This is a genomic window from Streptomyces sp. Root431, from assembly GCF_001426585.1.
Classification (GTDB): domain Bacteria; phylum Actinomycetota; class Actinomycetes; order Streptomycetales; family Streptomycetaceae; genus Streptomyces; species Streptomyces stackebrandtii.
Genome location: NZ_LMEI01000013.1, coordinates 677,636 through 703,906 on the forward strand (window position 1 = coordinate 677,636; position 26,271 = coordinate 703,906).

Below are 26,271 nucleotides of genomic sequence, written 5' to 3' on the forward strand. Positions count from 1 at the left end.
CCGCTCGAAGCGCGGCCGGGAGCTTTTTTACTTGTCGGCCTTCGCGTCAGTCTTCGCGTCGGCCTTCGAGTCGGCCTTCGCGTCAGCCGTCTCGGCGGCCTTCTCGTCGGCCGCGTCCGTGCTGCTGCTCTTGAGGGCGACTTCCTTGATGAACAGGGTCACCACGAAGGCGAGCAGCGCGAACGGCGCCGAGTAGAGGAAGACGTCGCCGACGCCGTGTCCGTACGCGCTCTCCATGACCGTACGGATCGGGCCCGGCAGCTTGTCCATGTCCGGGATCCCGCCGCCCGAGCCGCCCTGGCCCATGGCGCCCGCGGCCTTCGGGCCGAGCTCGGCCAGGCCTTCCTTGACGTAGTCCGTGACCCGGTGGGCCATGACCGCGCCCAGCGCCGAGACGCCGATCGCACCGCCGAGGGAGCGGAAGAAGGTGACGACGGAGGAGGCGGCGCCGAGGTCGGAGGGGTCCACCTGGTTCTGGGTGCAGAGCACGAGGTTCTGCATCATCATGCCGAGGCCGAGGCCGAGGACCGCCATGAAGATCGCGATGTGCCAGTACGTCGTGTCGTAGCGGATCGTGCCGAGCATCCCGAGGCCGCCGGCGGCCAGCGCGCCGCCGCTGACCAGCCACGCCTTCCACTTGCCGGTCTTCGTGATGATCATGCCGGAGGCGGTGGACGAGACGAACAGGCCCGCGATCATCGGGATGGTGAGGACGCCGGACATCGTCGGCGACTCGTTCCGCGCCAGCTGGAAGTACTGGCTGAAGAAGACCGTGCCGGCGAACATCGCGACACCCACGAACAGCGAGGCGAGCGAGGCCAGGGTGATCGTGCGGTTGCGGAAGAGGCGGAGCGGGATGATCGGCTCGCTCGCCTTCGACTCGACGAGCACGAAGATCCCGCCGAGCGCGATCGCGCCGAGCACCATGACGGCCGTCTGCCAGGACATCCAGTCGTACTTGTCGCCCGCGAAGGTGACCCAGATGAGGAGCAGGGAGACGGCGGCGCTGATGAAGAACGCGCCCGCCCAGTCGACCTTGACCTGACGCTTCACGACGGGGAGGTTGAGGGTCTTCTGCAGGACGAAGAGCGCGATGATCGCGAACGGCACGCCCACGTAGAAGCACCAGCGCCAGCCGAGCCAGTCGGTGTCGGTGATGACGCCGCCGAGCAGCGGGCCGCCGACGGTGGCGACGGCGAAGGTCGCGCCGAGGTAGCCGCTGTAGCGGCCGCGCTCACGGGGGGCGATCATCGCGGCCAGGATGATCTGGGAGAGGGCGGTCAGACCGCCGACGCCGATGCCCTGGACGACACGGCAGGCGATGAGCATGCCGGTGCTCTGCGAGAGGCCGGCGACGACCGAGCCCGCCACGTAGATGATCAGGGCTATCTGGACCAGCAGCTTCTTCGAGAAGAGGTCCGCGAGCTTGCCCCAGAGCGGGGTGGTCGCGGTCATCGACAGGAGCGCCGCGGTGACCACCCAGGTGTAGGCGGACTGGCCGCCGCCCAGGTCGGTGATGATCTGGGGGAGGGCGTTGGAGACGATCGTCGAGGACAGGATGGCGACGAACATGCCGAGCAGCAGGCCGGACAGCGCCTCCATGATCTGCCGGTGCGTCATCTGGGTGCCGCCGGTGGTGGTGTCCCCCGGTCGGGCACTCCCGTCGCGCACACCGGTGGCAGGTGTGGTCGTAGCCATCAACTTCCTTCGTTCTCAAGCGTGGTGGGCCCGGCAGTCCCCGAAGGAGTCGCGGAGGCGGGCGAGCAGGTCGGTGAGCAGTTCGACGTCGTCGTCGGACCACTCGACGAGGGTGCGGGCGAGCATGTCCGTCAGCCGTCGGTCGAGGACGGCGAGCATGGACTCGCCCGCGGGTGTCAGGTGGAGGATGCGGGAGCGCCGGTCGGCGGGGTCGGGCAGTCGCTCGACCCAGCCGCGGTCCACGGTGTGGGCCACGTGGCGGCTGCTGACCGACATGTCGACGGCCATCAGTTCGGACACGCGGCCGATCCGCATGTCCCCGTGGTGGTGGAGCAGGGCGAGCACGATGGCGGACCCCCCGGGGCAGTCGGCGGGCAGGGTCCGCGCGAGACCGCGCTTCACCGCTCCGATCGCGCTCACCTGGCGGGCGAGGTTCTCGTACCGCTTGCCTCTGTCCATCGGATCCGTCGGGTCCATCGGGCACTCCATGCATGTTGTTGCTTAGGGCAACGATAGAGATGGATGGTTGCTTCAGGCAAACTAAATCGGTCAAACGGCGCTAAAGAATCGGCAAAGGGCGGTCGGGGCGACGTCGGGGCCGAGGGGGAGGGTGACGGGCTTGGGCCCCCCACCCGCACTTCGCTAGGGTCCTGGCTCATGGCACACAACCCCCAAGCACCGTACGGCCAGGGCCAGGCACCCCAGGGGCAGGGCCCCGAGGGCTACGACCCCGCCGGCAGCACGCAGATGTTCCGCGCCTTCGTCGACGAGGGTGCTCCGCAGCGGCAGCAGCCGCAGGCCGCGGCCCCGGCGTCGGCCGGGCCGCGCGTCGGCCTGATCGTCGGAGTCGTCGCGGTGATCGCCGTCCTGGCGGCCGTCGCCTGGCTCGCCCTGGGCTGACCGCCCGACTCCTCCGCACACCCGGGTGGGCCGGATCCGCATCGCGCGGACCCGGCCCACCTCTGCTTTCCCTCGGCTTCTCCCCTGCTTCCCCTCGGCTCTTACGAGACCGCTTCGCGGTCCAGTGCGGGCGCGAGCAGCGCGAAGGCCCGGCCGATGAGGGCCGTCGGGTCCTCGGCGCCGCCGGCGTCCCCTTCGGCGCTCCAGCGGTGCAGCACCGTGTCGAACGCGGCGATGGCCATGCCCGCCGCGAGCCGCGGATAGAGCTCGACCGCGGGGTCGAGCCCCAGCCGCTCCGCCAGCTCCTCCGTGAGCTCCTCCCGCCACCGCGCCTCGTGCTCCAGGAAGCGCGCGAGCAGCGCGGGCGTCCGCAGGATCAGCCGGACCACCGGCAGCGCGCGCTCGGCGTGGTCGCCGCAGACGGTCAGCGGCACGGAGACGGCGTGCAGCAGCGCCTCGGAGGGGCGCTCCTCGGCGGGCCGGGCGGCGAGTCCCGCGCGCATGTCGGCGCCCATGTCGGCCAGGAACTGGACGACCACGTCCTCCTTGGACGCGAAGTACCGGAAGAACGTGCGCTTGGAGACGCCGGCGGTGGTCGCGATCTCGTCGACGGTGACCGCGTCGAAGCCGTTGAGGGCGAGTAGTTGGAGTGCCGCCTCGGTCAGCTCGGTCGCGACGAGCTGTCGTTTGCGCTGGGCCAGGCTGAGATCGGGGCGATTGCTCACGAGCCGATGGTAACGCGGTGCCTTCCCTGGCACCAGGGCGCATTCATGGCACAGAAGACAGCTCATGACACTAAAAGCACTGCTTGACACTCGGTGACACGAGCGGCAACGTGTGTCGCATGACCAAGAAGCAGCGCTGGACCGCCGATCACGTCCCGGACCAGACCGGACGGGTCTTCGTCGTCACCGGAGCCACCAGTGGCCTCGGCCTCGCGACCACCCGGGCGATCGCCCGCCGGGGCGGGCGCGTGATCCTCGCGGTGCGGGACGAGACGAAGGGCCGCGAGGTCGTCGAGGAGCTCGTGTCGAGCGGGATGGCACCGGACCTGTTCGACGTGCGGCGGCTCGACCTCGCCGACCTCGACTCCGTACGCGCCTTCGCCACCCGGCTGCGCGCGGAGCACCCACGCCTCGACGTGCTCGTCAACAACGCGGGAGTGATGGCACCGCCCCGCACCCTGAGCGCCCAGGGGCACGAGCTCCAGTTCGCCACCAATCACCTCGGCCACTTCGCGCTCACCGGGCTTCTCCTCGACCTGCTCGCCGCCGGGCGGGACCCCCGGGTGGTCACCGTCAGCTCGATCAACCACCGCCAGGGCAGCCTCCGCTTCGACGACCTGAACGGCGAGCGCGGGTACGCCCCCATGGCCTTCTACAACCAGTCGAAACTCGCCAACGCCGTCTTCGGCCGGGAGCTCCATCTGCGCCTGACCGGGGCCGGAAGCCCGGTCCGCAGCGTGCTCGCCCACCCCGGCTACACCGCGACGAGCCTCCAGACCCGGGACACGCGCGGTCTGACCCGGCTGGTCTTCGGGCGCATCGGCAACCCGCTGCTGGCCCAGACCCCGGAGCGGGGCGCACTGCCCCAGCTGTACGCGGCGACCGACCCGGCCGTGGAGGGCGGCGAGTTCATCGGACCGGACGGACCGGCCGAACTGCGTGGCGCCCCGACCCGCGTACGCCTCTCCGACGCAGCGGCCGACGCCGAAACGGGTCGCCGGCTGTGGGAGGTGTCGGAGGAGCTGACGGGGGTGCGCTTCCCGGTCACTGCCAGACGGCCGTGACCTGCCGGGTGTCGATCCGCATGCCCAGCGGCACCCGCCAGGAGTCCACGCACACGTCGTACGTCCGCGTCCGCGCCGCCCCCGCGGCGATCGGCGCGGGCAGGGGCTGGCTGGAGGTGAGCGTCGCCCAGTCGACGCCGAGGGCGCCGATGACGTGCGTCGCGAAGGTGACCGTGCCCGAGCCGGCCGCCGTGCCGCCGGTGTTCCTGAAGGTGACGGTCACCCGCTCGCACCACCGCCGGTCGCCGTCCGCGAGGACGGGCGCGGAGACGGTCAGCACGGCGGGCCGGGGCGCGGGGGTGGGGGACGGCGAGGGTGGCGCCGTGGGCGGTTCCGACGAAGGGCCGGGGCCGCCGGAGCCGGGTGAGGTCCCGGGGGCGGTGGTGGTGGAGGGGGTACGGGTCGGGGTGCCGCCGCCGGTCGCCGGGGCCGTACTGGAGGAGCCGGAGCTGCCGGAACCGCCGGAACCGCCGGAACCGCCGGGTGCGGAGGTCGTCGGAGCCGTACCCGTGCCCGTATCCGTACTCGACTCCGTGCCGGAGGACCCCGAGCCGCCGGTAGCGCCCGGAGGAGAAGGCACCGAGGGCGAAGGGGAGAGAGCCGACGAAGACGACGGTGCCGGAGCCGGTGACGACGTGCTGGATGTCGTCCCGCTCGCCGTGGGGCTGTCCAGGGGGACCAGCGTGACCGCGCCCGAGGGGGCGACCGCGCCTCTCGGGGAGGGGCCGGCGCCGACCGCCGCGTACCCCTCGCCGTCTCCTCCGCCGCCACAGGCGGTCAGCGCCCCGCCGAGGCAGAGCGCCACCGCCACGAGTCCCGGCTTCCTTCGCCTCATGGGCCCCAGTCTGGCTGACGGATCGTCAGTAAGGCGGGGTTTTCCGGAAGTCCGCCCCCGGGATCGTCCCCGGGATCGTCCCCGGGATCGTCCCCAGGGCCGTCCCGGGGATCGCCGTCCGGTCAGTCGGAGATGAGGCCCTCGCGCAGCTGGGCCAGGGTGCGGGTGAGCAGCCGGGAGACGTGCATCTGTGAGATGCCGACCTCCTCGCCGATCTGCGACTGGGTCATGTTGGCGAAGAAGCGCAGCATGATGATCTGCCGCTCCCGGGGCGGGAGTTTGGCGAGCAGCGGCTTCAGCGACTCGCGGTACTCGACGCCTTCGAGGGCCGTGTCCTCGTAGCCGAGGCGGTCGGCGAGCGAACCCTCGCCGCCGTCGTCCTCGGGCGAGGGCGAGTCCAGGGACGAGGCCGTGTAGGCGTTGCCGACCGCGAGGCCGTCGACGACGTCCTCCTCCGACACCCCGAGGACCGCGGCGAGTTCCGGGACGGTGGGGGAGCGGTCGAGCTTCTGCGCGAGCTCGTCGCTGGCCTTGGTGAGGGCGAGCCGCAGCTCCTGGAGCCGGCGCGGCACGCGCACCGACCAGGACGTGTCGCGGAAGAACCGCTTGATCTCGCCGACGACCGTGGGCATGGCGAACGTCGGGAACTCCACGCCCCGTTCGCAGTCGAAGCGGTCGATCGCCTTGATCAGGCCGATGGTGCCGACCTGGACGATGTCCTCCATCGGCTCGTTCCGGGAGCGGAAGCGGGCCGCCGCGTACCGCACGAGCGGGAGGTTGAGCTCGATGAGCGTGTCGCGGACGTAGGTCCGCTCCGGGCTGTCGGAGGCGGCGCCTTCGTCGTCCAGGGCGCGCAGCCGCAGGAACAGGGAGCGCGAGAGGGCGCGCGTGTCGAGGGCTCCGGACGGGACGACCACGGGCGGCGGAGGCGTGGCCTCGGCGCTCTCGGCCGCGGTCGGAGCCGTCGTCTGCGTGGGCACGGGAACGGGCGTGAGCGTGAGCACCTTCGAGCTGCCCAGTTCTGTGGACATGCCACCCCCTTGAGGTCGCGGACGGTCGCGGTGGCCGCGACCATCTGAGGAACGCAGCCTCCACCTGAATACCGGCGGCGGGGCTGCGGCAAACTCGGTTCCAGCAGAATGTCACATGTCGGCAACACGCTGTAGTGACTTGTCGACAAGCAGACGGTGCATTTCCGCAGGAAACAAGGGGTGTACGGCATTTGGGGTGCCGCAGAACTGCTCCGAACCGGTCTACCCGTTCCGGTTACGCCTCGATTCTGTTTGCGGATCTCAAACGTGCGAAGCTGCGGGCGAGGAGCCTTGACACGTGCATCTGCGAGACGCCGAGTTCCTGGCTGATCTGAGACTGGGTCAAATTGCTGTAGTAGCGCAGCATCAGGATCCGCTGCTCGCGCTCGGGCAGCTGGACGAGCAGGTGCCGGACGAGGTCGCGGTGCTCGACGCCGGCGAGCGCGGGGTCCTCGTAGCCGAGCCGGTCGAGCAGCCCGGGCAGCCCGTCGCCCTCCTGCGCCGCCTCCAGGGAGGTCGCGTGGTACGAGCGTCCGGCCTCGATGCAGGCGAGCACCTCGTCCTCGCCGATCCGCAGCCGCTCGGCGATCTCCGCGGTCGTGGGGGAGCGGCCGTGAGCCGTCGTCAGGTCCTCCGTGGCGCCGTTCACCTGGACCCACAGCTCGTGCAGTCTGCGGGGCACGTGCACGGTCCGGACGTTGTCGCGGAAGTACCGCTTGATCTCGCCGACGACCGTGGGCATGGCGAAGGTCGGGAACTGCACGCCCCGGTCGGGGTCGAAGCGGTCGATGGCGTTGATCAGGCCGATGGTGCCGACCTGGACGACGTCCTCCATCGGCTCGTTGCGGGAGCGGAAGCGGGCCGCCGCGTACCGCACGAGCGGCAGGTTGGCCTCGATGAGGGCCCCGCGCACCCGGTGGTGCTCGGGAGTGCCCGGTTCCAGGTGCTTGAGCTGCCCGAAGAGCACCTGGGTGAGGGCGCGGGTGTCCGCGCCGCGGGTGCTCTGGGGGCGGGGGCGCGGGGCCTCTGCGCCCGCCTCGTGCTGGGGCGGGACTTGAGGTGCTGTACTGGCCGGCACGTTCACGCCACCCCTTTGGCTGGTCTTGCTGGTCGACTGGGTCAACTACGGTCAACTCATCCGTCAAAAGCGGTCATAGCATCACAAGACATGTCCACTGTGTGCAAGCACCGTATAGCCACGTGTTGAGGGCATGTTGGAGCAAAAGGGGAGGCCAGAACCCCGTGAGGCCCCCCACCATGACGGTGGGGGGCCTCGACGGCGCGAATGCTCCGGGTGTGGCTAGAACGCGTAGTCGGCGATCACCCAGGTGGCGAACTCGCGCCACTGGGCGACACCCGCCTGGTGCGCGGGGTGCTCCAGGTAGCGCTGGAGGGCGTCCTTGTCCTCGACGGCCGAGTTGATGGCGAAGTCGTACGCGATCGGCCGGTCCGTGATGTTCCAGTCGCACTCCCAGAAGCGCAGCTCGGGAATCTGCCCGCCGAGCGCGCGGAACGCCTCGACACCGGCGACGACGCGCGGCTCGTCGCGCTCGACACCCTCGTTGAGCTTGAAGAGGACCAGATGGCGGATCACGGAGAGGGCTCCTAGTTGATGAGTTCGGTCATGAACTCGCCGACGCCCTGGGCGGCACCGGCAATGCCCTCGAACCCTACTCCCACGAGATCCGCCGCCCGCTCGGGGGAGTTGATGATCGTGTACAGCACAAAGACCGCGACCGCGTACAGCGCGACCTTCCTCGCTTGCACCATGTTTCAGCCCTCCCCTGTCCCCCGCCGTACGACCGCGCCACTCTAACCGAGCCTTTATGGACCAAGGGCCCGGAGATCGAGGCCTTTTGCCGCCCCCCGGAAGAGTGACGGGCGAGCAGTATGGATGTCGAGCCCGGAGGATCTGGCAGGAATCCGAAGGGCTTCTGGAACCGGCCCGCACTGCGGGGTCCGCGCCGCGAGCTTCCCCCCTGACTGCGGCGCAGGACTTGCTGGTCCGGTTCTCATCGGGGGGAACGGCTTGTCCCCCCGATGCCGTTCCCCCCGTCCTACGGAGAAGGCCCCGGCCCGCGCCACGAGCGCGGACCGGGGCCTTTCCCGTACCCGCCCGCGGACATGGGCGGGGGATACGCCGAAGGGCCCGGTGCAGATGCACCAGGCCCTTCGATCGAAGCGGTAGCGGAGGGATTTGAACCCTCGGTGACTTGCGCCACACTCGCTTTCGAGGCGAGCTCCTTCGGCCGCTCGGACACGCTACCGAGAGAGAGCTTAGCCGAAACTGGCGCTGCGATGAAATCCGTATCGAAGCCGAGGTCAGGACGGGTGTCAGCGCGAGCGGAAGAAGGCCGTCGGCGCGAGCGGACGGAGGCCGTCAGGCCGAGCGGACGGAGGTCGTCAGGCCGAGCGGACGGAGGTCGTCAGCGCGAGCGGAAGAAGGCCGTCAGCTGCGCCGCGCACTCGTCGCCGAGCACGCCGTGGACGACCTCGGGGCGGTGGTTGAGCCGCCGGTCCCGTACGAGGTCCCAGAGCGAGCCCGCCGCGCCCGCTTTCTCGTCGAGCGCGCCGAACACCACCCGCTCGACCCGCGACTGGACGAGGGCGCCCGCGCACATCACGCACGGCTCCAGGGTCACGACGAGCGTGCACCCCGTCAGACGCCACTCCCCGGTCACCGCGGCCGCCCGCCGCAGGGCGAGGACCTCGGCGTGGGCCGTCGGGTCGCCGGCCGCCTCCCGCTCGTTGTGCGCGCGGGAGAGGACCGTGCCGTCCGCGGCGAGCACGACCGCGCCGACCGGTACGTCACCGGCGGGCGCGGCCGCGTCGGCCTCGGCGAGCGCGAGCCGCATGGCGTCCCGCCAGGGGTCCCGTACGGGGTCGGGCGTCCGTACGGGATCGGGGCCGGGCGTACGTACGTGCTCGGCGCCCGGTGTCGGTACGGGATCGGGGTCGGGGACGGATACCGCGTGTGCCACTAGCGGACGGCCTCCAGGACCTCCGCGGCGCCCAGCGCGTCCGCGATCACCGCGAGCGCGTCGCTGTCGAGCGCCCGCAGCTCCCGCTCCGAGAGGCCGAGGTCCGCGAGGACCAGCGCGTCGCCCACGGGAGCGGCAGGTACGGCCTCGGCGGCCACGCCGGCCGGCCCGTCGTCGTCATCGTCGGCGTCGTCGGCGAGGGGTTCCCCGTCCTCCGTGCCGTCCAGGTCCAGCGACTCCAGCTCGTCGAGCTCGGCGTCGAGGTCGTCGCCGAGGATCTCCCGGGTGAGGATCTCCCCGTACGAGGAACGGGCGGCGGCCGCGCCGTCCGAGACGTAGATCCGAGGGTCTTCCTCACCCTCGATCCGGACGATCCCGAACCACGCGTCCTCCTGCTCGATGTAGACGATCACCGTGTCGTCGTCCGAGGCCTCACGGGCCAGCTCGGCCAGATCCGACAGGGTCTCCACGTCGTCGAGCTCCGTGTCGCTCGCTTCCCACCCGTCTTCGGTGCGCGCGAGCAGTGCGGCGAAGTACACCTGACTCTCTCCCACTGATCAGAGGTGTGACGTTCCGGCGGCGCGCTCCTGATGCCCCGCCCAATCGGCATCGTGACAGAAACAGGGCGCTCAGGAGAGGTCTTCGGCTCTTGCGTCGTGCATCAGTCTGAAGGGCACCGCCATCGGGCGGGCGTGCGACCCCGGCGCACACAGGGGGCGCACGGCGGGCCACGCCCGGCGGTCTCACCAGCGGAAGGTCCGCATGCGCATGGCCTGGCGCATGCGGGCGGCCCGGGCGCGCCGCGGCTGCACGCGCTCGCGCAGCGCCTTGGCCTCGTTCAGCTCGCGGAGGAACTGGGCGCGGCGCCTGCGGCGCTCCGCGTCGGTCTCCGGTGCCGGTCGATCGGCCGCCCCCTCGGCGGCTTCCTCGGCCGGTTCTTCCAGGTCGGGCATCGGCCACACCACCCCATCGCTGGGTCCCTGTGCCCCCACCTTCCCCCAGCGGCGTGGGTCGACGCCAGTGCGGGGCGGGCTACTGTTGAGTCATGCGTCTCCACGTCGTCGACCACCCTCTGGTCGCCCACAAGCTCACCGCCCTGCGCGACAAGCGCACGGACTCCGCGACCTTCCGCCGTCTCGCCGACGAGCTGGTCACCCTGCTCGCCTACGAGGCCACCAGGGACGTGCGGACCGAGCAGGTCGACATCGAGACCCCCGTGACGCCCACGACCGGTGTGAAGCTCTCGTACCCGCGTCCGCTGGTGGTCCCGATCCTGCGCGCCGGTCTCGGCATGCTCGACGGCATGGTCCGCCTGCTCCCGACGGCCGAGGTCGGCTTCCTGGGCATGATCCGCAACGAGGAGACGCTGGAGGCGTCGACCTACGCCACGCGGATGCCGGAGGACCTCTCGGGCCGCCAGGTGTACGTCCTGGACCCGATGCTGGCGACCGGCGGCACGCTGGTCGCGGCGATCCGCGAGCTGATCAAGCGCGGCGCCGACGACGTGACCGCGGTCGTGCTCCTCGCCGCCCCGGAGGGCGTCGAGATCATGGAGCGCGAGCTCGCGGGCACGCCGGTGACCGTCGTGACGGCCTCGGTCGACGAGCGGCTCAACGAGAACGGCTACATCGTCCCGGGCCTGGGCGACGCGGGCGACCGCATGTACGGCTCCGCCGAGTAGCAGCTCTCTCTGCTGAGCGGCTCTTCAGCACTTTCCGGTCGGTACGGGCGCGGGCTTGGTCAAGGCGACCAGGGCCGCGTCCGCCGTCGCCTTCGGGGACAGCGTCTTGAACGCGGTCCCGATGATCAGGTCGACGTCCGCCGTGGCCCGGGTGTCCGTCTTGGTCGTGGTGCCCTTGAGCTGGGTGCCGAGGACCGGGAAGGCGCCCTTGGTGGCCGCGGGCGCGCCGAGCAGCAGCCCCGCGCCGGTGACCTTCTTGTCGAAGGCTGCGGGGGCGTTCCCCACCTTGCCGATCTTGAAGCCGCGTTTCTTGAGCTCGTCGGCGGTCGTCTTGGCGAGTCCGCTGCGCGGGGTCGCGTTGTAGACGTTGACCGTGATCTGGCCGGGCTTGGGGAGGACGGCCGCGGGCGGGGTCGTCGCCTTGGCCACGGGCTTGCAGTCGGCCTGTTTCCCGGCGGTCGTCTTCTTGCCCTCGTCGCCGGAGAAGACGTCGACGAGCTGGAGCGTGCCCCAGCCGGCCGCGCCGAGCACGACCACGGAGGCCGCGGCCGCGAGGATGATCCGGCGCCGGCGGTGGGGGCGGCGCATGCGCGGGTAGACATCCCCCGTGATGCGGTACTTTCCGCCCATTCCGGGGGGAGTGAGCATGCTCATGAACGCAGCGTAATGCCGCCCGTCGGCGATGCCTACTTGATGATCATGTGATCGCGTCCGGATGGGGGCGAACTGACCCCGAAAGGGTCAGTAAGCGGTCAGTCCAGTTCCAGGACGCGGGCGTGCAGCACCTGGCGCTGCTGCAGTGCCGCGCGGACGGCGCGGTGCAGTCCGTCCTCGAGGTAGAGGTCGCCGTGCCACTTCACGACGTGCGCGAAGAGGTCGCCGTAGAAGGTGGAGTCCTCGGCGAGCAGCGTCTCCAGGTCCAGCTGGCCCTTGGTGGTGACCAGCTGGTCGAGGCGGACCGGGCGCGGCGCGACGTCAGCCCACTGCCGGGTGCTTTCCCGGCCGTGGTCGGGATACGGCTTTCCTTGTCCGATGCGCTTGAAGATCACACGGAAAGCCTACCGGGCGACCGGCTCCCGGCGCAGCCACGCGAGGGCGGTGGGATGCTGGTGCGAACCGTGACAAAAGTGAAATCAAGGTGCCCTCATGAGCGTCAGTGAGCAGAGCGAACAGCCGCCCGCGCCCTTGGCCGGGCCCGCCGCCGAGATCGCCGCCGGGTACGCGTTCGACGGTGCGGCACTCGATCTGGGGGCGCTGCTCTGGGACGGCGCATGTCACCCGGACGCGCCGGTGCGCATCCCGCTGCCGATGCTCAACCGCCACGGTCTGGTCGCCGGCGCGACGGGCACCGGCAAGACGAAGACGCTCCAGCTGATCGCCGAGCAGCTCTCGGCCCAGGGCGTGCCGGTCTTCCTCGCCGACATCAAGGGCGACGTCTCCGGGATCTCGGCGCCCGGGGAGGACGGCGAGAAGGTGCGGGAGCGGGCCGCCCAGGTCGGCCAGGAATGGCGGGCGACGGGCTTCCCCTGCGAGTTCTACGGGCTCGGGGGCACCGGCCCCGGCATCCCGGTGCGCGCCACGGTGACCAGCTTCGGCCCCGTGCTCCTCTCCAAGGTGCTCCAGCTCAACCAGACCCAGGAGCAGTCGCTCGGCCTGATCTTCCACTACGCCGACGCCAAGGGCCTCGAACTGGTCGACCTCAAGGACCTGCGGGCGGTGGTGGCCTTCCTGGTCTCGGACACGGGGAAGGCCGAACTGAAGGGGATCGGCGGGCTGTCGACGGTCACGGCCGGGGTGATCCTGCGGTCGATCACGGCCTTCGAGCAGCAGGGCGCGGGGGATTTCTTCGGGGAGCCGGAGTTCGACACGAGCGAGTTCCTTCGGACGTCGGCGGACGGGCGGGGGATCGTCTCGGTCCTGGAGCTGCCGGCCGTGCAGGACAAGCCTCAGCTCTTCTCGACCTTCCTCATGTGGATGCTGGCGGACCTCTTCGACGACCTTCCGGAGGTCGGCGATCAGGAGAAGCCGAAGCTGGTCTTCTTCTTCGACGAGGCGCACCTGCTCTTCAAGGGGGCGTCGAAGGCGTTCCTGGAGTCGATCACGCAGACGGTCCGGCTGATCCGCTCGAAGGGCGTGGGGATCTTCCTCGTGACGCAGACGCCGAAGGACGTTCCCTCGGACGTGCTGGCGCAGCTCGGCAACCGGGTGCAGCACGCCCTGCGCGCCTTCACCCCGGACGACGCGAAGGCGCTCAAGGCGACGGTGCGGACCTTCCCGAACTCCGCGTACGACCTGGAGGAGGTGCTCACGGGGCTCGGTACGGGCGAGGCGGTGATCACCGTACTGAGCGAGAACGGCGCGCCGACGCCGGTGGCGGCGACCCGGCTGCGGGCGCCCGAGTCGCTGATGGGGCCGATCGACGCGGCGGCGCTGGACGCCGCCGTGAAGGCGTCGACGCTCTACGCGCGGTACGCGCAGGCGGTGGACCGGGAGTCGGCGTACGAGCGGCTGACGGCCGAGCAGCAGGCGGCGGAGGCGGCGGCCCTGGAGGCCGCGGCGGCGCAGGAGGCCGGGAAGGCGGCGGCTTCACAGCAGGGAGCGAGGGCTCCGAAGCCGGAGCCCTCGCTCGCCGAACAGGTGGTGGGCAGTGGGATCTTCACGTCCCTCGCCCGGTCGATCGGCACCCAGCTGGGCCGGGAGATCAGCCGCTCGATCTTCGGTACGGCCCGCCGGAAGCGCTGACGGGCCCGACCGACAGGACCGGCGGACTGCTACTCGGTGACCTCGTGGTGGTCGTCGTGCAGGCCGCCGCCGCTGCTCTCGCCGCCCGTGGTCGGGGTGGAGACGACCGGCTTGCGCAGGGAGGAGATGTCGTGGGCGTAGGTGCCCACGGCGTTGGCGATGACGTCGATGTTGACGTCGAAGGCCTTCATGTTGACGTTCTTCAGGTCGTCGCCCTTGGCGTGGTAGTTCACGTCGTACGCGACGCCCGCCGTGCCGCCGAACTTGGCGGCCTGGGCGGCGGTCTTGATGCCCTCGGCGCCGGTGAAGGTGCCGCCGGAGGGGATGCCGACCTCGATGAACGGGCCGTAGTCGGAGCGGCCGGAGAAGTCGGTGCCCTCGTTCGGGACCCCGCGCTTGTCCATGAAGTCGGTGATGTCGCGCTCCAGCTGGGCGGAGCCCTCGGGGCCCGCGCCCGCGCCGACGTTGTCCGAGTTGTCGCCGTCGTACACGAACAGGCCGTAGTTCGGCGAGGCGATCATGTCGAAGTTGAGGTAGAGCTTGATCTCCTTCTTGTCGAGCTCCGTCAGGTTGGCGACGTAGTGCTCCGAGCCGAGGAGGCCGTTCTCCTCCGCGGACCACCAGGCGAAGCGGACCTTGTTGCGGACCTTGTCCTTCGACTTGGCGAGTTCCAGGGCGGTCTGGAGGAGACCGGCGGAGCCGGAGCCGTTGTCGTTGATGCCGGGGCCGGCGGTGACGGAGTCGAGGTGCGAGCCGAGCATCACGGTGTTGGCGGCGTTGCCGCCCTTGGTCTCCGCGATGACGTTGTTGGTGATCCGCTTCTCCTGGAGCTGGCGGATCTCGAAGGAGACGTTCACCGCGCCCTTGGCGAGGTCGGCGGCGAGCTGCTCGCCCTCGGCCTGGGTGATGCCACCGGTCGGGAGCTTGCCCGATGCGGGGTCGCCGAGGGTGCCGGAGAGGACGCCCGCGGCGTTGTTGTAGATGAGCGCGCCGGCGGCGCCGGCCGCGGCGGCCTGCTGCTGCTTGATCGCGAAGGAGCAGCCGCCGCGCTTGATGAGCGCGATCTTTCCGGTGAAGGTCCCCGTGGCGTAGTCGCCCGGCTCGCAGCCGGTGGTGCCGTCGGCGTCGACGGGCACGGCGGCCAGGTCGGCCTTGATGCCGCCGACCGGGGTGGACTTGGTGTACGTCATCGCCTTGACGTCGAGCGTGCGGGGCGCGGGCGAGACGACGGAGGCCTTCTCGGCGAGGGTCTCGGTGTAGATGAAGTCGAACTGCTCGTACGAGACGTTGTAGCCGGCCTTCTTGAGCTGCTGGTACACGTACGCGGCGGAGGCGTCGTGGCCGAGCGTGCCGGCGGCGCGGTGGCCGCCGGTCGAGTCGGCTATCGCCTGGAACTTCTGCAGGTGCTTGTAGGCGTCCTGGCCAGTGGTTTCGCGGACCAGCTTCTTCGCCAGCTGGGCGGCATCGCGGGCGGGTGCGGCCGAGGGGTCCTTCACCGCGGTGGCGGGAGAGGCGAGGACCAGCGGGGTGGCGAGGGCGGCGGCGGCCAGAATGGCCGCGGCTCGGCGCTGGGTAGCGTTCACAGAAGTCCTTCCCGTTACGGACGAGGTTGAGGGGAAGTTAGCGATCAGCAGGGCATCCTGTGAACACCTTCTCCACAATTCCTGTCACGTTGAGCAGGATTGAAATCTGGAATTATCAATTCCCGGGTGATTTACTCCCCTTGGAGTCTTTTGAGGCTTTCTCCGCTTCCCCTGCCTTGCTTGCCTTCCCTGCCTTCTCCGCTTTCGCCGCCGCCTTCATCTCCTGCTTGTGCGCCCGCACCTTCGCCAGCGACTCCGGGCCGGTGATGTCGGCGGCAGAGCGGTACGAGCCCTGCTCGCCGTACGGCCCCGCCGCCTCCCGCCAGCCCGTGGGCCGCACCCCGTACTGCTTGCCGAGCAGCGCCAGGAAGATCTGCGCCTTCTGCTTCCCGAAGCCGGGCAGCGCCTGGAGCCGCGCGAGCAGCTCCTTCCCCGTCGCCGCGTCCGCCCAGACGGCCTCGGCGTCGCCGCCGTACTCCTCGACGAGGAAGGCGCACAGCTGCTGTACGCGCTGGGCCATCGACCCGGGGTAGCGGTGCACGGCCGGCTTCTCGGAGAGCAGCGCGGCGAACTCCTCCGGGTTGCGGGAGGCGATCTCGTGTGCGTCGAGGTCGTCGGCCCCGAGCCGCGAGGCGATCGTGTACGGGCCGGAGAACGCCCATTCCATCGGAACCTGCTGGTCCAGGAGCATGCCGACGAGCGCGGCGAGCGGCGAGCGCCCGAGCAGCGCGTCGGCGTCGGGCTGCTGGGCGAGATGGATCTCGGGGGTCTTGGGCGTGGGGCTCATGAACCGATCATCCCGCTCGCGCCCGGCGTACGCCCGGTGGATTCACCCTCCCGCGGGCTCCGGGCTTCGCCCGGGCAGGGGGACCCCCCTCGCGAACCCGTCCAGGGCGGTGAGGATCAGCTTCCCGGTCTCCTCGCCGCCCAGGTGACCGGCGCTCTCGACCACGTGCAGCCGGGCATCCGGCCAGGCGCGGGCCAGCTCCCAGGCGGTGCCCAGCGGGCCGCCCATGTCGAGCCGGCCGTGGATCAGGACGCCGGGGATGCCGGCGAGCCGGTGCGCGTCGCGGATCAGGGCCCCCTCCGCCAGCCAGGCGCCGTGGGCGAAGTAGTGCGAGCAGATCCGGACGAAGCCGAGCCGGGTGTCGTCGACCCGGTCGGTGTACGGGGTGCCCATGCCCTCCGGGGAGAGGACCGCGTCCTCCCAGGCGCACCAGTCGGCCGCGGCCTTCTCCCGTACGGCCCGGTCGGGGTGGTTCATGAGGGCCGCGTAGGCGCCGACCAGGTCCTCCGCGTGGCCCGCCCCCGCCCGGAAGCGCTCGTGGGCCTCCGGGAAGAACCGGCCGACGCCCTCGTACAGCCAGGCCGTCTCGGAGCGGCGGGTGGTCGTGACGGCCGCGATGACGATCTCCGTGACCCGCTCGGGGTGCGCCTCCGCGTACGCCAGATCAGCGTGGAGCCCCAGGAGCCGCCGTACAGCAGCCAGCTGTCGACCCCGAGGTGCTCGCGGAGCCGCTCCATGTCGGCCACCAGGTGCGCGGTGGTGTTCACGGACATGTCGGCGGCCGGGTCGCTCGCGTGCGGGGTGGAGCGCCCGCAGCCGCGCTGGTCGAAGAGGACGACCCGGTACGCCGCCGGGTCGAAGAAGCGCCGGCTGCGCGGCGAGGCCCCGGAGCCCGGGCCGCCGTGCACGACGAGCGCTGGCCTGCCCGCCGGGTTGCCGGAGACCTCCCAGTGGATGAGGTTGCCGTCGCCCACGTCGAGCAGGCCCTGGTCGTACGGTGCGGTTACGGGGTGCATCCGCCCGAGGTTAGCGACCCTTCACGCGCACCGACGGGTCCTCGCACCACTCCAGGAGCGAGGCCCATTCCCCGTACCCCGAGTCGGGGTTGAGGTGCGCGCCGCCCGGGACGTGGTCCGTGTCGAGGCCGAGCGGGGTGCCGTAGTGGACGTCGGCGCCCTCGGGGCAGTACGGGTCCCCGTCCCCGTACACGAGCCGTGCCCGTACGCCCGTCTCCGTGAGGTCGAGGCCGTCGGCGAAGGCGGCGATCGCGGGGATCGAGGCCGTCACGGGCGGCGAGGGCGGGGCGACGAGCGCCACCCGGTCGGCGGCCGGCCGCCGCTCCCCGGCCCGCAGCCACAGCAGCACGGACAGGCTGTGCGCGAGGACCACGAACTCGCCCTCGGCCGGGCGCTCGCCGTGCTCCTCCAGGGCCGCGAGCCAGTCCGCGAGGACGGGCGCGTCCGGCTCCGGCAGCTGCGGGTAGCGCACCTCGTGGCCGCGCGCCCGCAGCTCGCCGGSGAGCCAGTGCTGCCAGTGGCCGGCGGGACGGTGGTTCTGGAATCCGTGCAGGATCAGATACGTGGTCATGGCACGATCCTGCGACCGGTGCCCGCTCCGGGTCCACCACCGTCCACGGAGCGGGCGCACGGCCGGTCAGCCGCCCACGTACTCCCGGAGGTGGCGGGCCGTCAGGGTGTCGCCCTTCTCGACCAGTTGGGTGGGTGTGCCCTCGAAGACGATGTGGCCGCCGTCGTGGCCCGCTCCCGGGCCGAGGTCGATCAGCCAGTCGGCGTGGGCCATGACCGCCTGGTGGTGCTCGATCACGACGACCGTGTTGCCGGCCTCGACGAGCCGGTCGAGGAGGGCGAGCAGCTGGTCGACGTCGGCGAGGTGGAGGCCGGTGGTCGGCTCGTCGAGGACGTAGACCGCGGCCTTCTCCGCCATGTGGATGGCGAGCTTGAGGCGCTGCCGCTCGCCGCCGGAGAGGGTGTTGAGGGGCTGGCCGAGGCGGAGGTAGCCGAGCCCGACGTCCTGGAGGCGGCCGAGGATCGCGCGGGCCTGGCTCTTCGCAGAGAGCGCCGTGAAGAAGGCGTACGCCTCCTCGATCGACATCGAGAGCACCTCGTGGATGTTCTTCCCGTCCAGCCGGTAGGTGAGGACCTCGGGCGTGAACCGCTTGCCCTCGCACGCCTCGCAGACCGAGGCCACGCCCGCCGCGATGGCCAGGTCGGTGTAGACGAGCCCGAGGCCGTTGCAGTGCGGGCAGGCGCCCTCCGAATTGGCGCTGAAGAGCGCCGCCTTGACGCCGTTGGCCTTGGCGAAGGCCGTACGGATCGGGGCGAGGAGCCCCGTGTACGTCGCCGGGTTCGAGCGGCGCGAGCCGCGGATGGGGGACTGGTCGGCGACGACGACCCCCTCGCGGCCGGGCAGGTTGCCGTGGATGAGCGAGGACTTGCCGGAGCCGGCGACGCCGGTGACGACGGTCAGGACCCCGGTGGGGATCTCGACGCTCACGTCCTTGAGGTTGTGCTGGTTCGCGCCCGTGATGGTGAGGGAGCCCGTCCCCGTCCGGACGTCGGGGCGGAGCTTCGCCCGGTGGGAGAGGTGGTTGCCGGTGAGGGTGCCGGAGGTGCGCAGGCCCGGCACGTTCCCGCTGTAGCAGATCTCGCCGCCCGCGGTCCCGGCGCGCGGCCCGAGGTCCACGACGTGGTCGGCGATCTCGACGACCTCGGGCTTGTGCTCGACGACGAGGACGGTGTTGCCCTTGTCGCGCAGCCGCAGGAGCAGGTCGTTCATGCGCTGCACGTCGTGCGGGTGCAGCCCGGTGGTCGGCTCGTCGAAGACGTACGTGACGTCGGTGAGCGGCGAGCCGAGGTGGCGGACCATCTTCACGCGCTGGGCCTCGCCGCCGGAGAGCGTGCCGGAGGACCGGTCGAGGGAGAGGTAGCCGAGGCCGATCTCGACGAGCGAGTCGAGCAGCTCGCGCAGCCCGGCGAGCAGCGGCGCGACGGAGGGCTCCTCGATCCGGCGGACGAACGCGGCGAGGTCGCTGATCTGCATCGCCGAGCACTCGGCGATGTTGACCCCGTCGATGCGGGAGGAGAGCGCGGCCCGGGTGAGCCGGGAGCCCTCGCACTCGGGGCAGACGCGGAAGACGACCGCCCGGTCGACGAAGGCCCGGACGTGCGACTGCATCGACTCGCGGTCCTTGGCGAGGAAGAGCCGCTGGACCTTGGGGACGAGGCCCTCGTAGGTGAAGGTGTTGCTGCCGACCTTCACCTTGCAGGACGGCTTGTGGAGGAAGTCCTCCCACTCCTGCTCGGTGAAGTCGGCGAGCTTCGTGGCGGAGTCGTAGAAGCCGGACTCGGCCATGATCTTCCAGTACCAGGAGTCCACGGCGAAGTTCGGGACGGTGATCGCGCCCTCGTCGAGGGACTTCGACCGGTCGACGAGCTCGTCTACGTCGATCTCCGAGACCTCGCCCGCGCCCTCGCAGCGCGGGCACATGCCCTCGGGCAGGTTGAAGGAGAAGGCTCCCGAGGTGCCGACGTGCGGGGTGCCGAGGCGGCTGAAGACGATCCGCAGCATCGTGTACGCGTCGGTGGCGGTGCCCACGGTGGAGCGGGAGTTGGCGCCCATCCGCTCCTGGTCGACGACGATCGCGGCGCTCAGGTTGTGCAGTCCGTCGACGTCCGGGCGGGACAGGGACGGCATGAAGGACTGGAGGAAGGCGCTGTAGGTCTCGTTGATCAGGCGCTGCGACTCGGCGGCGATGGTGCCGAAGACGAGCGAGGACTTCCCGGAGCCCGAGACCCCGGTGAAGACGGTGAGGCGGCGCTTGGGGAGGTCGACGTCGACGTTCTTGAGGTTGTTCTCCCGGGCCCCGCGGACCTGGATGACGTGGTGGCTGTCCGCTGCGACGGGGTGGTTCATGCGTGCGCCCTCCGGTGGTCGGCCTGCTTGCCCGGGAAGGGTACTCTATACACCGTACAAAGTTAGTCTCGACGACTCTGACCTGCACAAACGTCGTGAGCGACGTGAACGGCGAGAACGGAACGACATGGTGGCGGACAAGGGGAAGAGCAGCAGCGGGGCCGGCGACCCGGCGCGCACCCTGGAGCTCCTGTGGCGCGACGGCGCCGCGGCCCCGGCGGGGCGGCGCGGCCCCCGGCAGGGGCTCACGGTCGACGCCGTGGTCGACGCCGGCCTCGGCCTCGCCGACGGCGGCGGGCTCGACGCGCTGACCATGCGCGCGGTCGCCCAGCGCCTCGGCGTGACCCCCATGACGCTCTACACGTACGTCCCCGGCAAGGCCGAGCTGATCGACCTGATGCTGGACGCCGCCTTCCTGCGGATGGAACGGCCGCCGTTCGGCCCGGAGGAGCCCTGGCGGGCCCGGGTGACGGCGGTCGCCGACGCGAACCGGGCGCTGTACCTGCGGCACCCCTGGCTGGTCGACCTGCGGGTCGTGCGCGCCCCGCTGGGACCCGGGGTGATGGCCAAGTACGAGTACGAGCTCGGCGCCTTCGAGGGGCTCGGGCTCGACGACGTGGCGCGCGACTCGGCGCTGACGTACGTCCTCGGCTCCGTCCAGGCGAGCGCGCGGGCGGAGCTGGACGCGCGGGCCGTCGCGCGGGAGAGCGCGATGTCCGACGCGGAGTGGTGGGACACCCATGAGCCGCTGCTCGCCCGGGTCTTCGACGAGGAGAAGTTCCCGCTGGCGGCGCGGGTGGGGGAGGCGTCGGCGATCGCGTACGGGGGTGTGTACGACGCGGAGCACGCGTACGCCTTCGGGCTCGCGCGGACGCTGGACGGCTTGGCGGCGCTGGGCGGGGCGGGGGCCTGAGGGGCGGGCTGGTGTCCGAGGCGCGGGTCGGGGTCCTGAGGGTGGGCCGGGGGTCTGAGGCGCGGGCCGGGGCCTGAGGGCCTTCAGCTTCTGAGGGTCAGGAGCTCCCGTACGCCCGCCTTCAGCCGCTCGTTCGACAGCTCCTGCTCGACGGTCAGGTGGTGCATGACGTCCGGCGAGAACGGCGCGAGCGCCAGGTGCGCGAGGAGCGTGGCGTCGGAGCCCGGCCTCAACTCCCCGATGATCAGCGCGACATGGGTGTGCATCACCCGGTAGGCACCGCTGTGGTAGCGGGCGCGGGGCGCCGCGGAGTGGGCGGCGAGCAGGATCTCGCGCTGCTCGCCGACCCGGTCGACGAGCGCGTCGAGGAAGGCGTCGAGCCGCTCGGCGGCCGGGGCGCCGGGCCCGAGCGGCGGCGGGCCGCTCATGTACGCCTCCTGGAACTGCCGCTCGCGGTCGTCGAGCAGGGCCCACAGGAGCTGGGAGACGTCGCCGAAGCGGCGGTAGACGGTGCCGACGCCGATGCCGCTGGCGTGGGCGACCTGGTTCATGGTGACGGCCTGGGGGCCGTCCTCGGCGACGATCCGGGCGGCCGCGTCGAGGATCTTCCGCCGGTTGCGGGCGGCGTCGGCGCGCTCCGGGGCGGGGCCGCCGCCGACGGTGGGGAGCAGGCTGAGCATCGGCGCCGCCGTGTTCCCGGCCTGCGGTTCTCTCGTGCTCATCTGCCGGCTCCTGTCCTTCGTGCGCTCGTCCGCCCGTGTCCCCCCTCGGTCGCTCCTCGATGTGAGCATACCTGCTGCCCTTGCGAACCGGATAACGATCCGCTTAACCTCGAATCATCGAAAGCGGAAAAGAATCCGGTTGAGGGAGTTCGTCATGTCCGTCAAGGTCGCCGTCATCTACTACTCGGCCACCGGTGCCGTCCACCAGCTCGCCCAGGCCGTCGCCGAGGGGGCCGAGAAGGCCGGTGCCGAGGTGCGCCTGCGCCGGGTGCCCGAGCTCGCCCCGGACGCCGCCGTCGACGCGAACCCGGCCTGGCGCGCCCACGTCGACGCCACGGGTGACGTGGAGATCGCCACGCTGGACGACCTGGAGTGGGCCGACGCGTACGCGCTGGGTTCCCCGACCCGCTTCGGAAACGTCGCGGCCCAGCTCAAGCAGTACGTGGACACCTCGGGCGGCCTGTGGCAGCGCGGTGTCATGGCGGACAAGCCGGCGACCGCCTTCACCAGCGCCCACAACGTCCACGGCGGCAACGAGTCGACGCTGCTCGCGCTCTACAACACCTTCCACCACTGGGGCTCGGTCATCGTCTCGCCCGGCTTCACCGACCCGGCCGTGTACGCGGCGGGCGGCAACCCCTACGGCACCTCGCACCCCGCCGCCAACGGCGCCCCGGAGGAGAACGTCCTTCAGGCCGCCCGCTACCAGGGCGCGCGCCTGACGAGGATCGCGAAGCGGCTGAAGGGCCTCGCGGACGACTGACGACCGAGGTCCGAAGAGCCGCCCGAAACGGCGAGCACCCCCGGGGACATCCCCGGGGGTGCTCGGCGTTTCGGTCCTTCGTGGGCTAGGCCGGCGACAGTTCGCGGGCTAGGCCAGCGACAGGAAGAGCTTCTCCAGGCGCGCCCGCATGGCGTCGCGGTCCTCGCCGTTCTTCCGGCCGTCATCGATGTCGGTCAGACACTGCTGGAGACCGGTCGCGATGATCGCGAACCCGGCCCGGTCGAGGGCGCGGGAGGCGGCGGCGAGCTGGGTCACGACCTCCTCGCAGTCCCGGCCCTCCTCGATCATCCGGATCACGCCGGCGATCTGGCCCTGGGCCCGGCGCAGCCGGTTCAGGACCGCTTTGAGCTCCGCGCCCGCGAGATCGAGTTCCACAGTCACTCCTCCACAGATACCCCAGGGGGTAATTTACTCCCCACCGCGGGGCTACGCCGAAGACCAAGGATGACACCTGCCGCGAACGAACCCCTCTCGCGGCGAGTACGCCTCCGCTGTAGATCTCAGGCGGCGTAGCGGCGGAGGAACATCTCGGCCCCGTCCGTCACGAGCCGCTCGCTCAGCTCCTCGGTGAGCTCCGTGCCGTACTGCTCGAAGACCATCTGCGGGAAGACGAGCAGCGAGTAGAGCTGGAGGACCGCGACCTCCAGGTCGGGGATCTCCAGGAGGCCCCGGTCGGCGAGGGTGCGCAGCGCGTCCGCGACGGCGGGGTGGTGGCCGGCGGGGCCGTGGGCGCGCCAGGCGCGGCCCAGCTCGGGGAAACGGTGGAGCTCGGTGGCGACGAGGGTGCGCAGGGCGCGGCCCTCGTCGTCGGCGCGTACGGCCAGGGCCCAGGCACGGCCGGCGTCGGTGAGGGCGGCCTTGAGCGCGTCGGGCCCGTCGGCGGCGACGAGCAGCGCGAGGTCCGGCCCTTCCGCTTCCTCTCCTCCGGCCAGGGGCTCGTCGAGGGCACCGGCGACGACGGCGGTGAAGAGGGCTTCCTTGCTGCCGAAGTGGTTGTAGACGGTGACCTTGGAGACGCCCGCCTCGGCGGCGATGGCGTCCATGCCGACGCCGAAGCCCTCGCGGAGGAAGAGGTCGCGGGCGGCCCGTACGACGGCCTGCCGCTTGCGGGCGGCGCGGGCCCCGGTGGGCGCGGGCTTGGGTGCGGCGGGAACGTCCGAGGGCTGCGCGTTCATGGCCGCCACCCTACAACCGAACTGTACCGTTGAGTTCAACTGTACTGTGCCGTACAGTTCAGTTATGAAGGCTCACCTTGAAGAGCAAGCCCACACCCCTGCCCACTCCGCCCCGCACCCCCGCCGCTGGACGGCCCTCGCACTGATCTGCGCGGCCCAGTTCATGCTGATCCTCGACGTCACCGTCGTGAACGTCGCGCTGCCCGCCCTCTCCGCCGACCTCGACCTCGGCCGCACCGCCCTGACCTGGGTCGTCACCGCGTACACCCTCTGCTTCGGCGGGCTCATGCTCCTCGGCGGCCGGCTCGCCGACGCCCTGGGCGCCCGCCGCGTCCTCCTGACCGGCCTGGCGCTCTTCACCGCCGCGTCCCTGGCCTGCGGCCTCGCGCAGAACGCCCCCGTCCTCCTGGCCGGCCGCATCGCCCAGGGCATCGGCGCCGCGCTCCTCTCCCCGGCCGCGCTCGCCCTCGTCACGACCGCCTTCCACGGCGCCGAGCGGGCCAAGGCCCTCGGGGCCTGGGCGGCGATCGGCGGCACCGGCTCGGCCGTCGGCGTCCTGCTCGGCGGCGCCCTCACCGAAGGCCCGGGCTGGCCGTGGGTCTTCTACGTCAACGTCCCGGTCGGCCTGGCCCTGCTGGCCGCGCTCCCGAAGGTCCTCCCGGCCAACAGGGCCGGGCAGACGACCGCGCGCCTGGACGTCCCCGGCGCCCTCCTCGTCACCACCGCCACCGGCGCCCTCGTGTACGGCCTCGTCCAGGCGGGCGACTCCGGCTGGACCTCCGCCGCGACCCTGCTGCCACTGCTCGGCGCGCTCGCGCTCTACGGACTCTTCGCCGCGGTCGAGCGGGCGAGCAGCGCCCCGCTGATGGACCTGAGGATGCTGAAGCGCCGCCCGGTCGTGGTGGGCTCACTCCTCATGCTGATCGCGACCGCGCTGCTGATCTCGTTCTTCTTCCTGGGCTCGATGCAGCTCCAGCACGTCTACGGACTCGGGGCCTTCCGCACCGGGCTGCTCTTCCTCCCGATCGCCCTCACGACGGCGATCGGCGCCCACCTCGGCTCCCGCCTGGTGACCACGGCGGGCCCGCGCACCTGCGCCACCGGCGGCCTGGCCCTGGCGGCCCTCGGCTGCCTGCCGCTGACCTTCCTCACCCCGGCCGCCAACCCCTGGGCCACCCTCCTGCCCGCCCTCGCCACGGCGTCCCTCGGCCTCGGCGCCGTCTTCGTCGCGGCGACCACGACCTCCCTCGGCCTGATCGCCCCGCACGAAGCCGGCCTCGCCTCCGGCATCGTCAACACCTTCCACGAGGTCGGCGGCTCCATCGGCATCGCCGCCGTCTCCACCCTCGCCCTCACCGCCACCACACAACCGACGAACATCGGCTTCACCGCAGCCTTCACCCTCTGCGCGGCCACAGCCGCCGCAGCGGCCCTGACCTCCCCCTTCCTCATCCCCCGAGGCACCCCCCGCCCGACGGGCGGCCCCCACGGGGTGCACTGAGGAAGAGGCCAGGGATCCGCCTGCGCTCAGTCCTGAGTGGGACCGGTCTCGTCGACCGGGCGGATCACGACGGCGTACTCCGGGGAGCCGGCCGGGGCCGGGCAGCGGGCGACCTGGGCGGCGATCTCGGTGACGCGGTCCAGGGAGTCGCACTCGAGGAGCCAGTAGCCGGCGAGGACCTCCTTGGTCTCCGCGTACGGGCCGTCGGTGACGACCGGCTTGCCGTCGCCGTCCACCGTCACGAAGCGGGTCGTGGACGGGGCGGCGAGGCCCTGGCCGTCGAGCATCTCGCCCCTGGTGTTCAGCTCGGCGTTGATCGCGTTCATGTGCTCGAACATCGCCTTGAGTTCCGCCTTGTTCCAGGCGGGGCTTTCGGCGGAGCCGCGGCCCACCATCGCCTCGTAGTCGGCCTGCGAGCCCTGCACCATCACCAGGTACTTCATGGTGTCCTCCTCTTGTCCGTTCCGTTCCGGTTCTGCCTCTCGCAGGAGAGTCGGAGCCGGCGGGCGGTTCTCGACACCGCGCGGGATTCGGCCGGAAAAACGGGAGAAATCACCCGGGCGTCCCATGATTCCAGGGTGCACGCACTCAGCTTCTCCACCGCCTTCATCGCCTTCTTCTCCGTCGTCGGCCCGCCCAAGGTGCTCCTCTCCTTCGCCGGCCTCGCCCAGATCCACGCCCCCCGCCAGCTGCGCTCCGTCGCCCTCGTCTCCTCGGGACTGGCCGTCCTCGTCGGGCTGGGCACCGGCATCACGGCCCCGTGGCTGCTCAACCTCTTCCACATCAGCACGCCCGCGCTCATGCTCGCGGGCGGCGTCATCTTCTTCCTCTACGCCCTCGGGCTCGTCCTCGGCTTCCACGTCGGCCCCGTCAGCACCCACCGGGACGCCCCGGACCTGGTCAGCGGAGTGCGCGAGTTGCTCACGCCGTACGTGGTGAGCCCGCTCGCCATGACGGCGATCCTCATCGGGGGCGCCTCCGGAGACTCCTTCGCCTGGCGCTCGACCGTCGTCCTCGCCTACGCGGCCGTCATCGCCCTCGACCTGGCCTGCGTCCTGCTCCTCGCCGGCGTCCTGCGCCGCGCCCAGGGCACCACCATCGAGCTCCTCGGCCGGCTCCTGGGGCTGCTGCTCGCCGCGGTCGCCATCGACCTCGTCCTCAACGGCCTCGCCGCCCTGGGGGTCCCCGGGCTCGACGACAGCGAGTAGGCGCCGGT

Annotated in this window: 28 protein-coding genes, 1 tRNA gene and 2 pseudogenes; 8 read left to right on the top strand and 23 right to left on the bottom strand. The window is 71.4% G+C overall.

Features of this window, described 5'->3' with window-relative positions:
* Positions 1-123: 123 nt before the first annotated feature.
* Together ASC82_RS28525 and ASC82_RS28530 are read right to left on the bottom strand one after the other, a co-directional pair.
* Positions 124-1,698 (bottom strand): annotated as a pseudogene (locus ASC82_RS28525) (MDR family MFS transporter); the annotation flags it as partial.
* 15 nt (positions 1,699-1,713) lie between these two features.
* Positions 1,714-2,157, bottom strand: a complete 444-nt coding sequence (locus tag ASC82_RS28530; protein WP_024756138.1) for a MarR family winged helix-turn-helix transcriptional regulator — start codon at positions 2,155-2,157, stop codon at positions 1,714-1,716.
* A gap of 198 nt (positions 2,158-2,355) precedes the next feature.
* Here ASC82_RS28530 and ASC82_RS28535 point away from each other — a divergent pair, with 198 nt between their 5' ends.
* Entirely contained in the window at positions 2,356-2,598 is a 243-nt protein-coding gene (locus ASC82_RS28535; protein ID WP_056653946.1) for a hypothetical protein, read from the top strand.
* A 101-nt stretch (positions 2,599-2,699) separates the two neighbouring features.
* On the opposite strand, the gene ASC82_RS28540 is transcribed toward ASC82_RS28535, so the two are convergent.
* A complete protein-coding gene (locus ASC82_RS28540) occupies positions 2,700-3,323 on the bottom strand; it encodes a TetR family transcriptional regulator (RefSeq protein WP_056653949.1) in 624 nt (207 codons plus the stop codon).
* Positions 3,324-3,442: 119 nt separating this feature from the next.
* Between ASC82_RS28540 and ASC82_RS28545 the strand changes: the two genes are divergently transcribed.
* Positions 3,443-4,387, top strand: coding sequence for an oxidoreductase (locus tag ASC82_RS28545; RefSeq protein WP_056653951.1), 945 nt, complete (start codon positions 3,443-3,445; stop codon positions 4,385-4,387).
* Here ASC82_RS28545 and ASC82_RS29790 read toward each other — a convergent pair.
* The 9 genes from ASC82_RS29790 to ASC82_RS28585 all read right to left on the bottom strand — a co-directional run bounded on the left by ASC82_RS29790 (position 4,368) and on the right by ASC82_RS28585 (position 10,187).
* Entirely contained in the window at positions 4,368-5,222 is an 855-nt protein-coding gene (locus tag ASC82_RS29790) for a hypothetical protein (RefSeq protein ID WP_242427812.1), read from the bottom strand. The two genes, ASC82_RS28545 and ASC82_RS29790, sit on opposite strands and share 20 nt — an antisense overlap.
* 122 nt (positions 5,223-5,344) lie before the next feature.
* On the bottom strand, positions 5,345-6,253 hold the full coding sequence (locus tag ASC82_RS28555) for an RNA polymerase sigma factor SigF (protein WP_056653954.1): 909 nt from the start codon (positions 6,251-6,253) through the stop codon (positions 5,345-5,347).
* Between the two features lie 235 nt (positions 6,254-6,488).
* Positions 6,489-7,331 carry an RNA polymerase sigma factor SigF gene (locus ASC82_RS28560; protein ID WP_024756132.1) on the bottom strand — a complete coding sequence of 281 codons (843 nt, stop codon included), beginning with the start codon at positions 7,329-7,331 and terminating at the stop codon, positions 6,489-6,491.
* 222 nt (positions 7,332-7,553) lie between these two features.
* Positions 7,554-7,847, bottom strand: a complete 294-nt coding sequence (locus ASC82_RS28565; RefSeq protein ID WP_024756131.1) for a Dabb family protein — start codon at positions 7,845-7,847, stop codon at positions 7,554-7,556.
* A gap of 11 nt (positions 7,848-7,858) precedes the next feature.
* Positions 7,859-8,023, bottom strand: coding sequence for a hypothetical protein (locus ASC82_RS30775; protein ID WP_185909424.1), 165 nt, complete (start codon positions 8,021-8,023; stop codon positions 7,859-7,861).
* 412 nt (positions 8,024-8,435) lie between these two features.
* Positions 8,436-8,520: transfer RNA gene (locus ASC82_RS28570), tRNA-Ser, on the bottom strand.
* 159 nt (positions 8,521-8,679) lie between these two features.
* Positions 8,680-9,108, bottom strand: a complete 429-nt coding sequence (gene tadA / locus ASC82_RS28575; protein ID WP_056654396.1) for a tRNA adenosine(34) deaminase TadA — start codon at positions 9,106-9,108, stop codon at positions 8,680-8,682.
* A gap of 125 nt (positions 9,109-9,233) precedes the next feature.
* Positions 9,234-9,773 carry a hypothetical protein gene (locus tag ASC82_RS28580; protein ID WP_056653956.1) on the bottom strand — a complete coding sequence of 180 codons (540 nt, stop codon included), beginning with the start codon at positions 9,771-9,773 and terminating at the stop codon, positions 9,234-9,236.
* A gap of 204 nt (positions 9,774-9,977) precedes the next feature.
* On the bottom strand, positions 9,978-10,187 hold the full coding sequence (locus tag ASC82_RS28585) for a hypothetical protein (protein ID WP_055646140.1): 210 nt from the start codon (positions 10,185-10,187) through the stop codon (positions 9,978-9,980).
* A 92-nt stretch (positions 10,188-10,279) separates the two neighbouring features.
* Between ASC82_RS28585 and upp the strand changes: the two genes are divergently transcribed.
* The gene (gene upp, locus ASC82_RS28590) at positions 10,280-10,915 is read left to right on the top strand and encodes a uracil phosphoribosyltransferase (protein ID WP_056653959.1); all 636 of its coding nucleotides are present in this window, start codon (positions 10,280-10,282) and stop codon (positions 10,913-10,915) included.
* Between the two features lie 24 nt (positions 10,916-10,939).
* On the opposite strand, the gene ASC82_RS28595 is transcribed toward upp, so the two are convergent.
* A complete protein-coding gene (locus ASC82_RS28595) occupies positions 10,940-11,569 on the bottom strand; it encodes a LytR C-terminal domain-containing protein (RefSeq protein WP_056653963.1) in 630 nt (209 codons plus the stop codon).
* Positions 11,570-11,667: 98 nt separating this feature from the next.
* Entirely contained in the window at positions 11,668-11,964 is a 297-nt protein-coding gene (locus ASC82_RS28600; protein ID WP_056653966.1) for a type II toxin-antitoxin system VapB family antitoxin, read from the bottom strand.
* A gap of 97 nt (positions 11,965-12,061) precedes the next feature.
* Between ASC82_RS28600 and ASC82_RS28605 the strand changes: the two genes are divergently transcribed.
* Positions 12,062-13,657 carry a helicase HerA-like domain-containing protein gene (locus tag ASC82_RS28605; RefSeq protein WP_056653969.1) on the top strand — a complete coding sequence of 532 codons (1,596 nt, stop codon included), beginning with the start codon at positions 12,062-12,064 and terminating at the stop codon, positions 13,655-13,657.
* A 29-nt stretch (positions 13,658-13,686) separates the two neighbouring features.
* On the opposite strand, the gene ASC82_RS28610 is transcribed toward ASC82_RS28605, so the two are convergent.
* The 5 genes and pseudogenes from ASC82_RS28610 to ASC82_RS28630 all read right to left on the bottom strand — a co-directional run bounded on the left by ASC82_RS28610 (position 13,687) and on the right by ASC82_RS28630 (position 19,960).
* A complete protein-coding gene (locus tag ASC82_RS28610; protein ID WP_056653972.1) occupies positions 13,687-15,240 on the bottom strand; it encodes a M28 family metallopeptidase in 1,554 nt (517 codons plus the stop codon).
* A 115-nt stretch (positions 15,241-15,355) separates the two neighbouring features.
* Positions 15,356-16,027 (bottom strand): HhH-GPD-type base excision DNA repair protein, encoded by a 672-nt coding sequence (locus ASC82_RS28615; protein ID WP_056653975.1) that lies wholly within the window; start codon positions 16,025-16,027, stop codon positions 15,356-15,358.
* Between the two features lie 42 nt (positions 16,028-16,069).
* Positions 16,070-17,043, bottom strand: a pseudogene (pip, locus tag ASC82_RS28620) (prolyl aminopeptidase).
* A gap of 10 nt (positions 17,044-17,053) precedes the next feature.
* The gene (locus ASC82_RS28625; protein ID WP_056653978.1) at positions 17,054-17,614 is read right to left on the bottom strand and encodes an alpha/beta hydrolase; all 561 of its coding nucleotides are present in this window, start codon (positions 17,612-17,614) and stop codon (positions 17,054-17,056) included.
* A gap of 66 nt (positions 17,615-17,680) precedes the next feature.
* Complete coding sequence (locus ASC82_RS28630) at positions 17,681-19,960, bottom strand: excinuclease ABC subunit UvrA (protein ID WP_056653981.1); 2,280 nt, start codon at positions 19,958-19,960, stop codon at positions 17,681-17,683.
* A 127-nt stretch (positions 19,961-20,087) separates the two neighbouring features.
* Between ASC82_RS28630 and ASC82_RS28635 the strand changes: the two genes are divergently transcribed.
* Positions 20,088-20,873: a TetR/AcrR family transcriptional regulator C-terminal domain-containing protein gene (locus tag ASC82_RS28635; protein WP_056653984.1), complete on the top strand. Its 786-nt coding sequence runs from the start codon at positions 20,088-20,090 to the stop codon at positions 20,871-20,873.
* An 83-nt stretch (positions 20,874-20,956) separates the two neighbouring features.
* Here ASC82_RS28635 and ASC82_RS28640 read toward each other — a convergent pair whose 3' ends face one another.
* Positions 20,957-21,595 carry a TetR/AcrR family transcriptional regulator gene (locus ASC82_RS28640; RefSeq protein ID WP_056653988.1) on the bottom strand — a complete coding sequence of 213 codons (639 nt, stop codon included), beginning with the start codon at positions 21,593-21,595 and terminating at the stop codon, positions 20,957-20,959.
* Between the two features lie 154 nt (positions 21,596-21,749).
* Here ASC82_RS28640 and wrbA point away from each other — a divergent pair, with 154 nt between their 5' ends.
* Positions 21,750-22,358, top strand: coding sequence for an NAD(P)H:quinone oxidoreductase (gene wrbA, locus ASC82_RS28645; RefSeq protein WP_056653991.1), 609 nt, complete (start codon positions 21,750-21,752; stop codon positions 22,356-22,358).
* A gap of 108 nt (positions 22,359-22,466) precedes the next feature.
* On the opposite strand, the gene ASC82_RS28650 is transcribed toward wrbA, so the two are convergent.
* Positions 22,467-22,754 carry a metal-sensitive transcriptional regulator gene (locus ASC82_RS28650; protein WP_056653994.1) on the bottom strand — a complete coding sequence of 96 codons (288 nt, stop codon included), beginning with the start codon at positions 22,752-22,754 and terminating at the stop codon, positions 22,467-22,469.
* 125 nt (positions 22,755-22,879) lie between these two features.
* Positions 22,880-23,554, bottom strand: a complete 675-nt coding sequence (locus tag ASC82_RS28655) for a TetR/AcrR family transcriptional regulator (RefSeq protein WP_056654399.1) — start codon at positions 23,552-23,554, stop codon at positions 22,880-22,882.
* A 64-nt stretch (positions 23,555-23,618) separates the two neighbouring features.
* Here ASC82_RS28655 and ASC82_RS28660 point away from each other — a divergent pair, with 64 nt between their 5' ends.
* Positions 23,619-25,055 carry an MFS transporter gene (locus ASC82_RS28660; RefSeq protein WP_056653997.1) on the top strand — a complete coding sequence of 479 codons (1,437 nt, stop codon included), beginning with the start codon at positions 23,619-23,621 and terminating at the stop codon, positions 25,053-25,055.
* 26 nt (positions 25,056-25,081) lie between these two features.
* Here ASC82_RS28660 and ASC82_RS28665 read toward each other — a convergent pair whose 3' ends face one another.
* Positions 25,082-25,498 (bottom strand): YciI family protein, encoded by a 417-nt coding sequence (locus ASC82_RS28665; protein ID WP_056654000.1) that lies wholly within the window; start codon positions 25,496-25,498, stop codon positions 25,082-25,084.
* 135 nt (positions 25,499-25,633) lie between these two features.
* On the opposite strand from ASC82_RS28665, the gene ASC82_RS28670 reads away from it, so the two are divergent.
* The gene (locus tag ASC82_RS28670) at positions 25,634-26,263 is read left to right on the top strand and encodes a MarC family protein (protein WP_056654003.1); all 630 of its coding nucleotides are present in this window, start codon (positions 25,634-25,636) and stop codon (positions 26,261-26,263) included.
* Positions 26,264-26,271: the final 8 nt, after the last annotated feature.

What these genes read in the sequence shown, in the direction of transcription:
- ASC82_RS28530 (WP_024756138.1), bottom strand. Translation starts at nt 2,157, where the DNA reads ATGGACAGAGGCAAGCGGTACGAGAACCTCGCCCGCCAGGTGAGCGCG.
- ASC82_RS28535 (WP_056653946.1), top strand. Translation starts at nt 2,356, where the DNA reads ATGGCACACAACCCCCAAGCACCGTACGGCCAGGGCCAGGCACCCCAG.
- ASC82_RS28545 (WP_056653951.1), top strand. Translation starts at nt 3,443, where the DNA reads ATGACCAAGAAGCAGCGCTGGACCGCCGATCACGTCCCGGACCAGACC.
- ASC82_RS29790 (WP_242427812.1), bottom strand. Translation starts at nt 5,222, where the DNA reads ATGAGGCGAAGGAAGCCGGGACTCGTGGCGGTGGCGCTCTGCCTCGGC.
- ASC82_RS28555 (WP_056653954.1), bottom strand. Translation starts at nt 6,253, where the DNA reads ATGTCCACAGAACTGGGCAGCTCGAAGGTGCTCACGCTCACGCCCGTT.
- ASC82_RS30775 (WP_185909424.1), bottom strand. Translation starts at nt 8,023, where the DNA reads ATGGTGCAAGCGAGGAAGGTCGCGCTGTACGCGGTCGCGGTCTTTGTG.
- tadA (WP_056654396.1), bottom strand. Translation starts at nt 9,108, where the DNA reads ATGCGGCTCGCGCTCGCCGAGGCCGACGCGGCCGCGCCCGCCGGTGAC.
- ASC82_RS28585 (WP_055646140.1), bottom strand. Translation starts at nt 10,187, where the DNA reads ATGCCCGACCTGGAAGAACCGGCCGAGGAAGCCGCCGAGGGGGCGGCC.
- upp (WP_056653959.1), top strand. Translation starts at nt 10,280, where the DNA reads ATGCGTCTCCACGTCGTCGACCACCCTCTGGTCGCCCACAAGCTCACC.
- ASC82_RS28595 (WP_056653963.1), bottom strand. Translation starts at nt 11,569, where the DNA reads ATGAGCATGCTCACTCCCCCCGGAATGGGCGGAAAGTACCGCATCACG.
- ASC82_RS28605 (WP_056653969.1), top strand. Translation starts at nt 12,062, where the DNA reads ATGAGCGTCAGTGAGCAGAGCGAACAGCCGCCCGCGCCCTTGGCCGGG.
- ASC82_RS28615 (WP_056653975.1), bottom strand. Translation starts at nt 16,027, where the DNA reads ATGAGCCCCACGCCCAAGACCCCCGAGATCCATCTCGCCCAGCAGCCC.
- ASC82_RS28630 (WP_056653981.1), bottom strand. Translation starts at nt 19,960, where the DNA reads ATGAACCACCCCGTCGCAGCGGACAGCCACCACGTCATCCAGGTCCGC.
- ASC82_RS28635 (WP_056653984.1), top strand. Translation starts at nt 20,088, where the DNA reads ATGGTGGCGGACAAGGGGAAGAGCAGCAGCGGGGCCGGCGACCCGGCG.
- ASC82_RS28640 (WP_056653988.1), bottom strand. Translation starts at nt 21,595, where the DNA reads ATGAGCACGAGAGAACCGCAGGCCGGGAACACGGCGGCGCCGATGCTC.
- wrbA (WP_056653991.1), top strand. Translation starts at nt 21,750, where the DNA reads ATGTCCGTCAAGGTCGCCGTCATCTACTACTCGGCCACCGGTGCCGTC.
- ASC82_RS28655 (WP_056654399.1), bottom strand. Translation starts at nt 23,554, where the DNA reads ATGAACGCGCAGCCCTCGGACGTTCCCGCCGCACCCAAGCCCGCGCCC.
- ASC82_RS28660 (WP_056653997.1), top strand. Translation starts at nt 23,619, where the DNA reads ATGAAGGCTCACCTTGAAGAGCAAGCCCACACCCCTGCCCACTCCGCC.
- ASC82_RS28665 (WP_056654000.1), bottom strand. Translation starts at nt 25,498, where the DNA reads ATGAAGTACCTGGTGATGGTGCAGGGCTCGCAGGCCGACTACGAGGCG.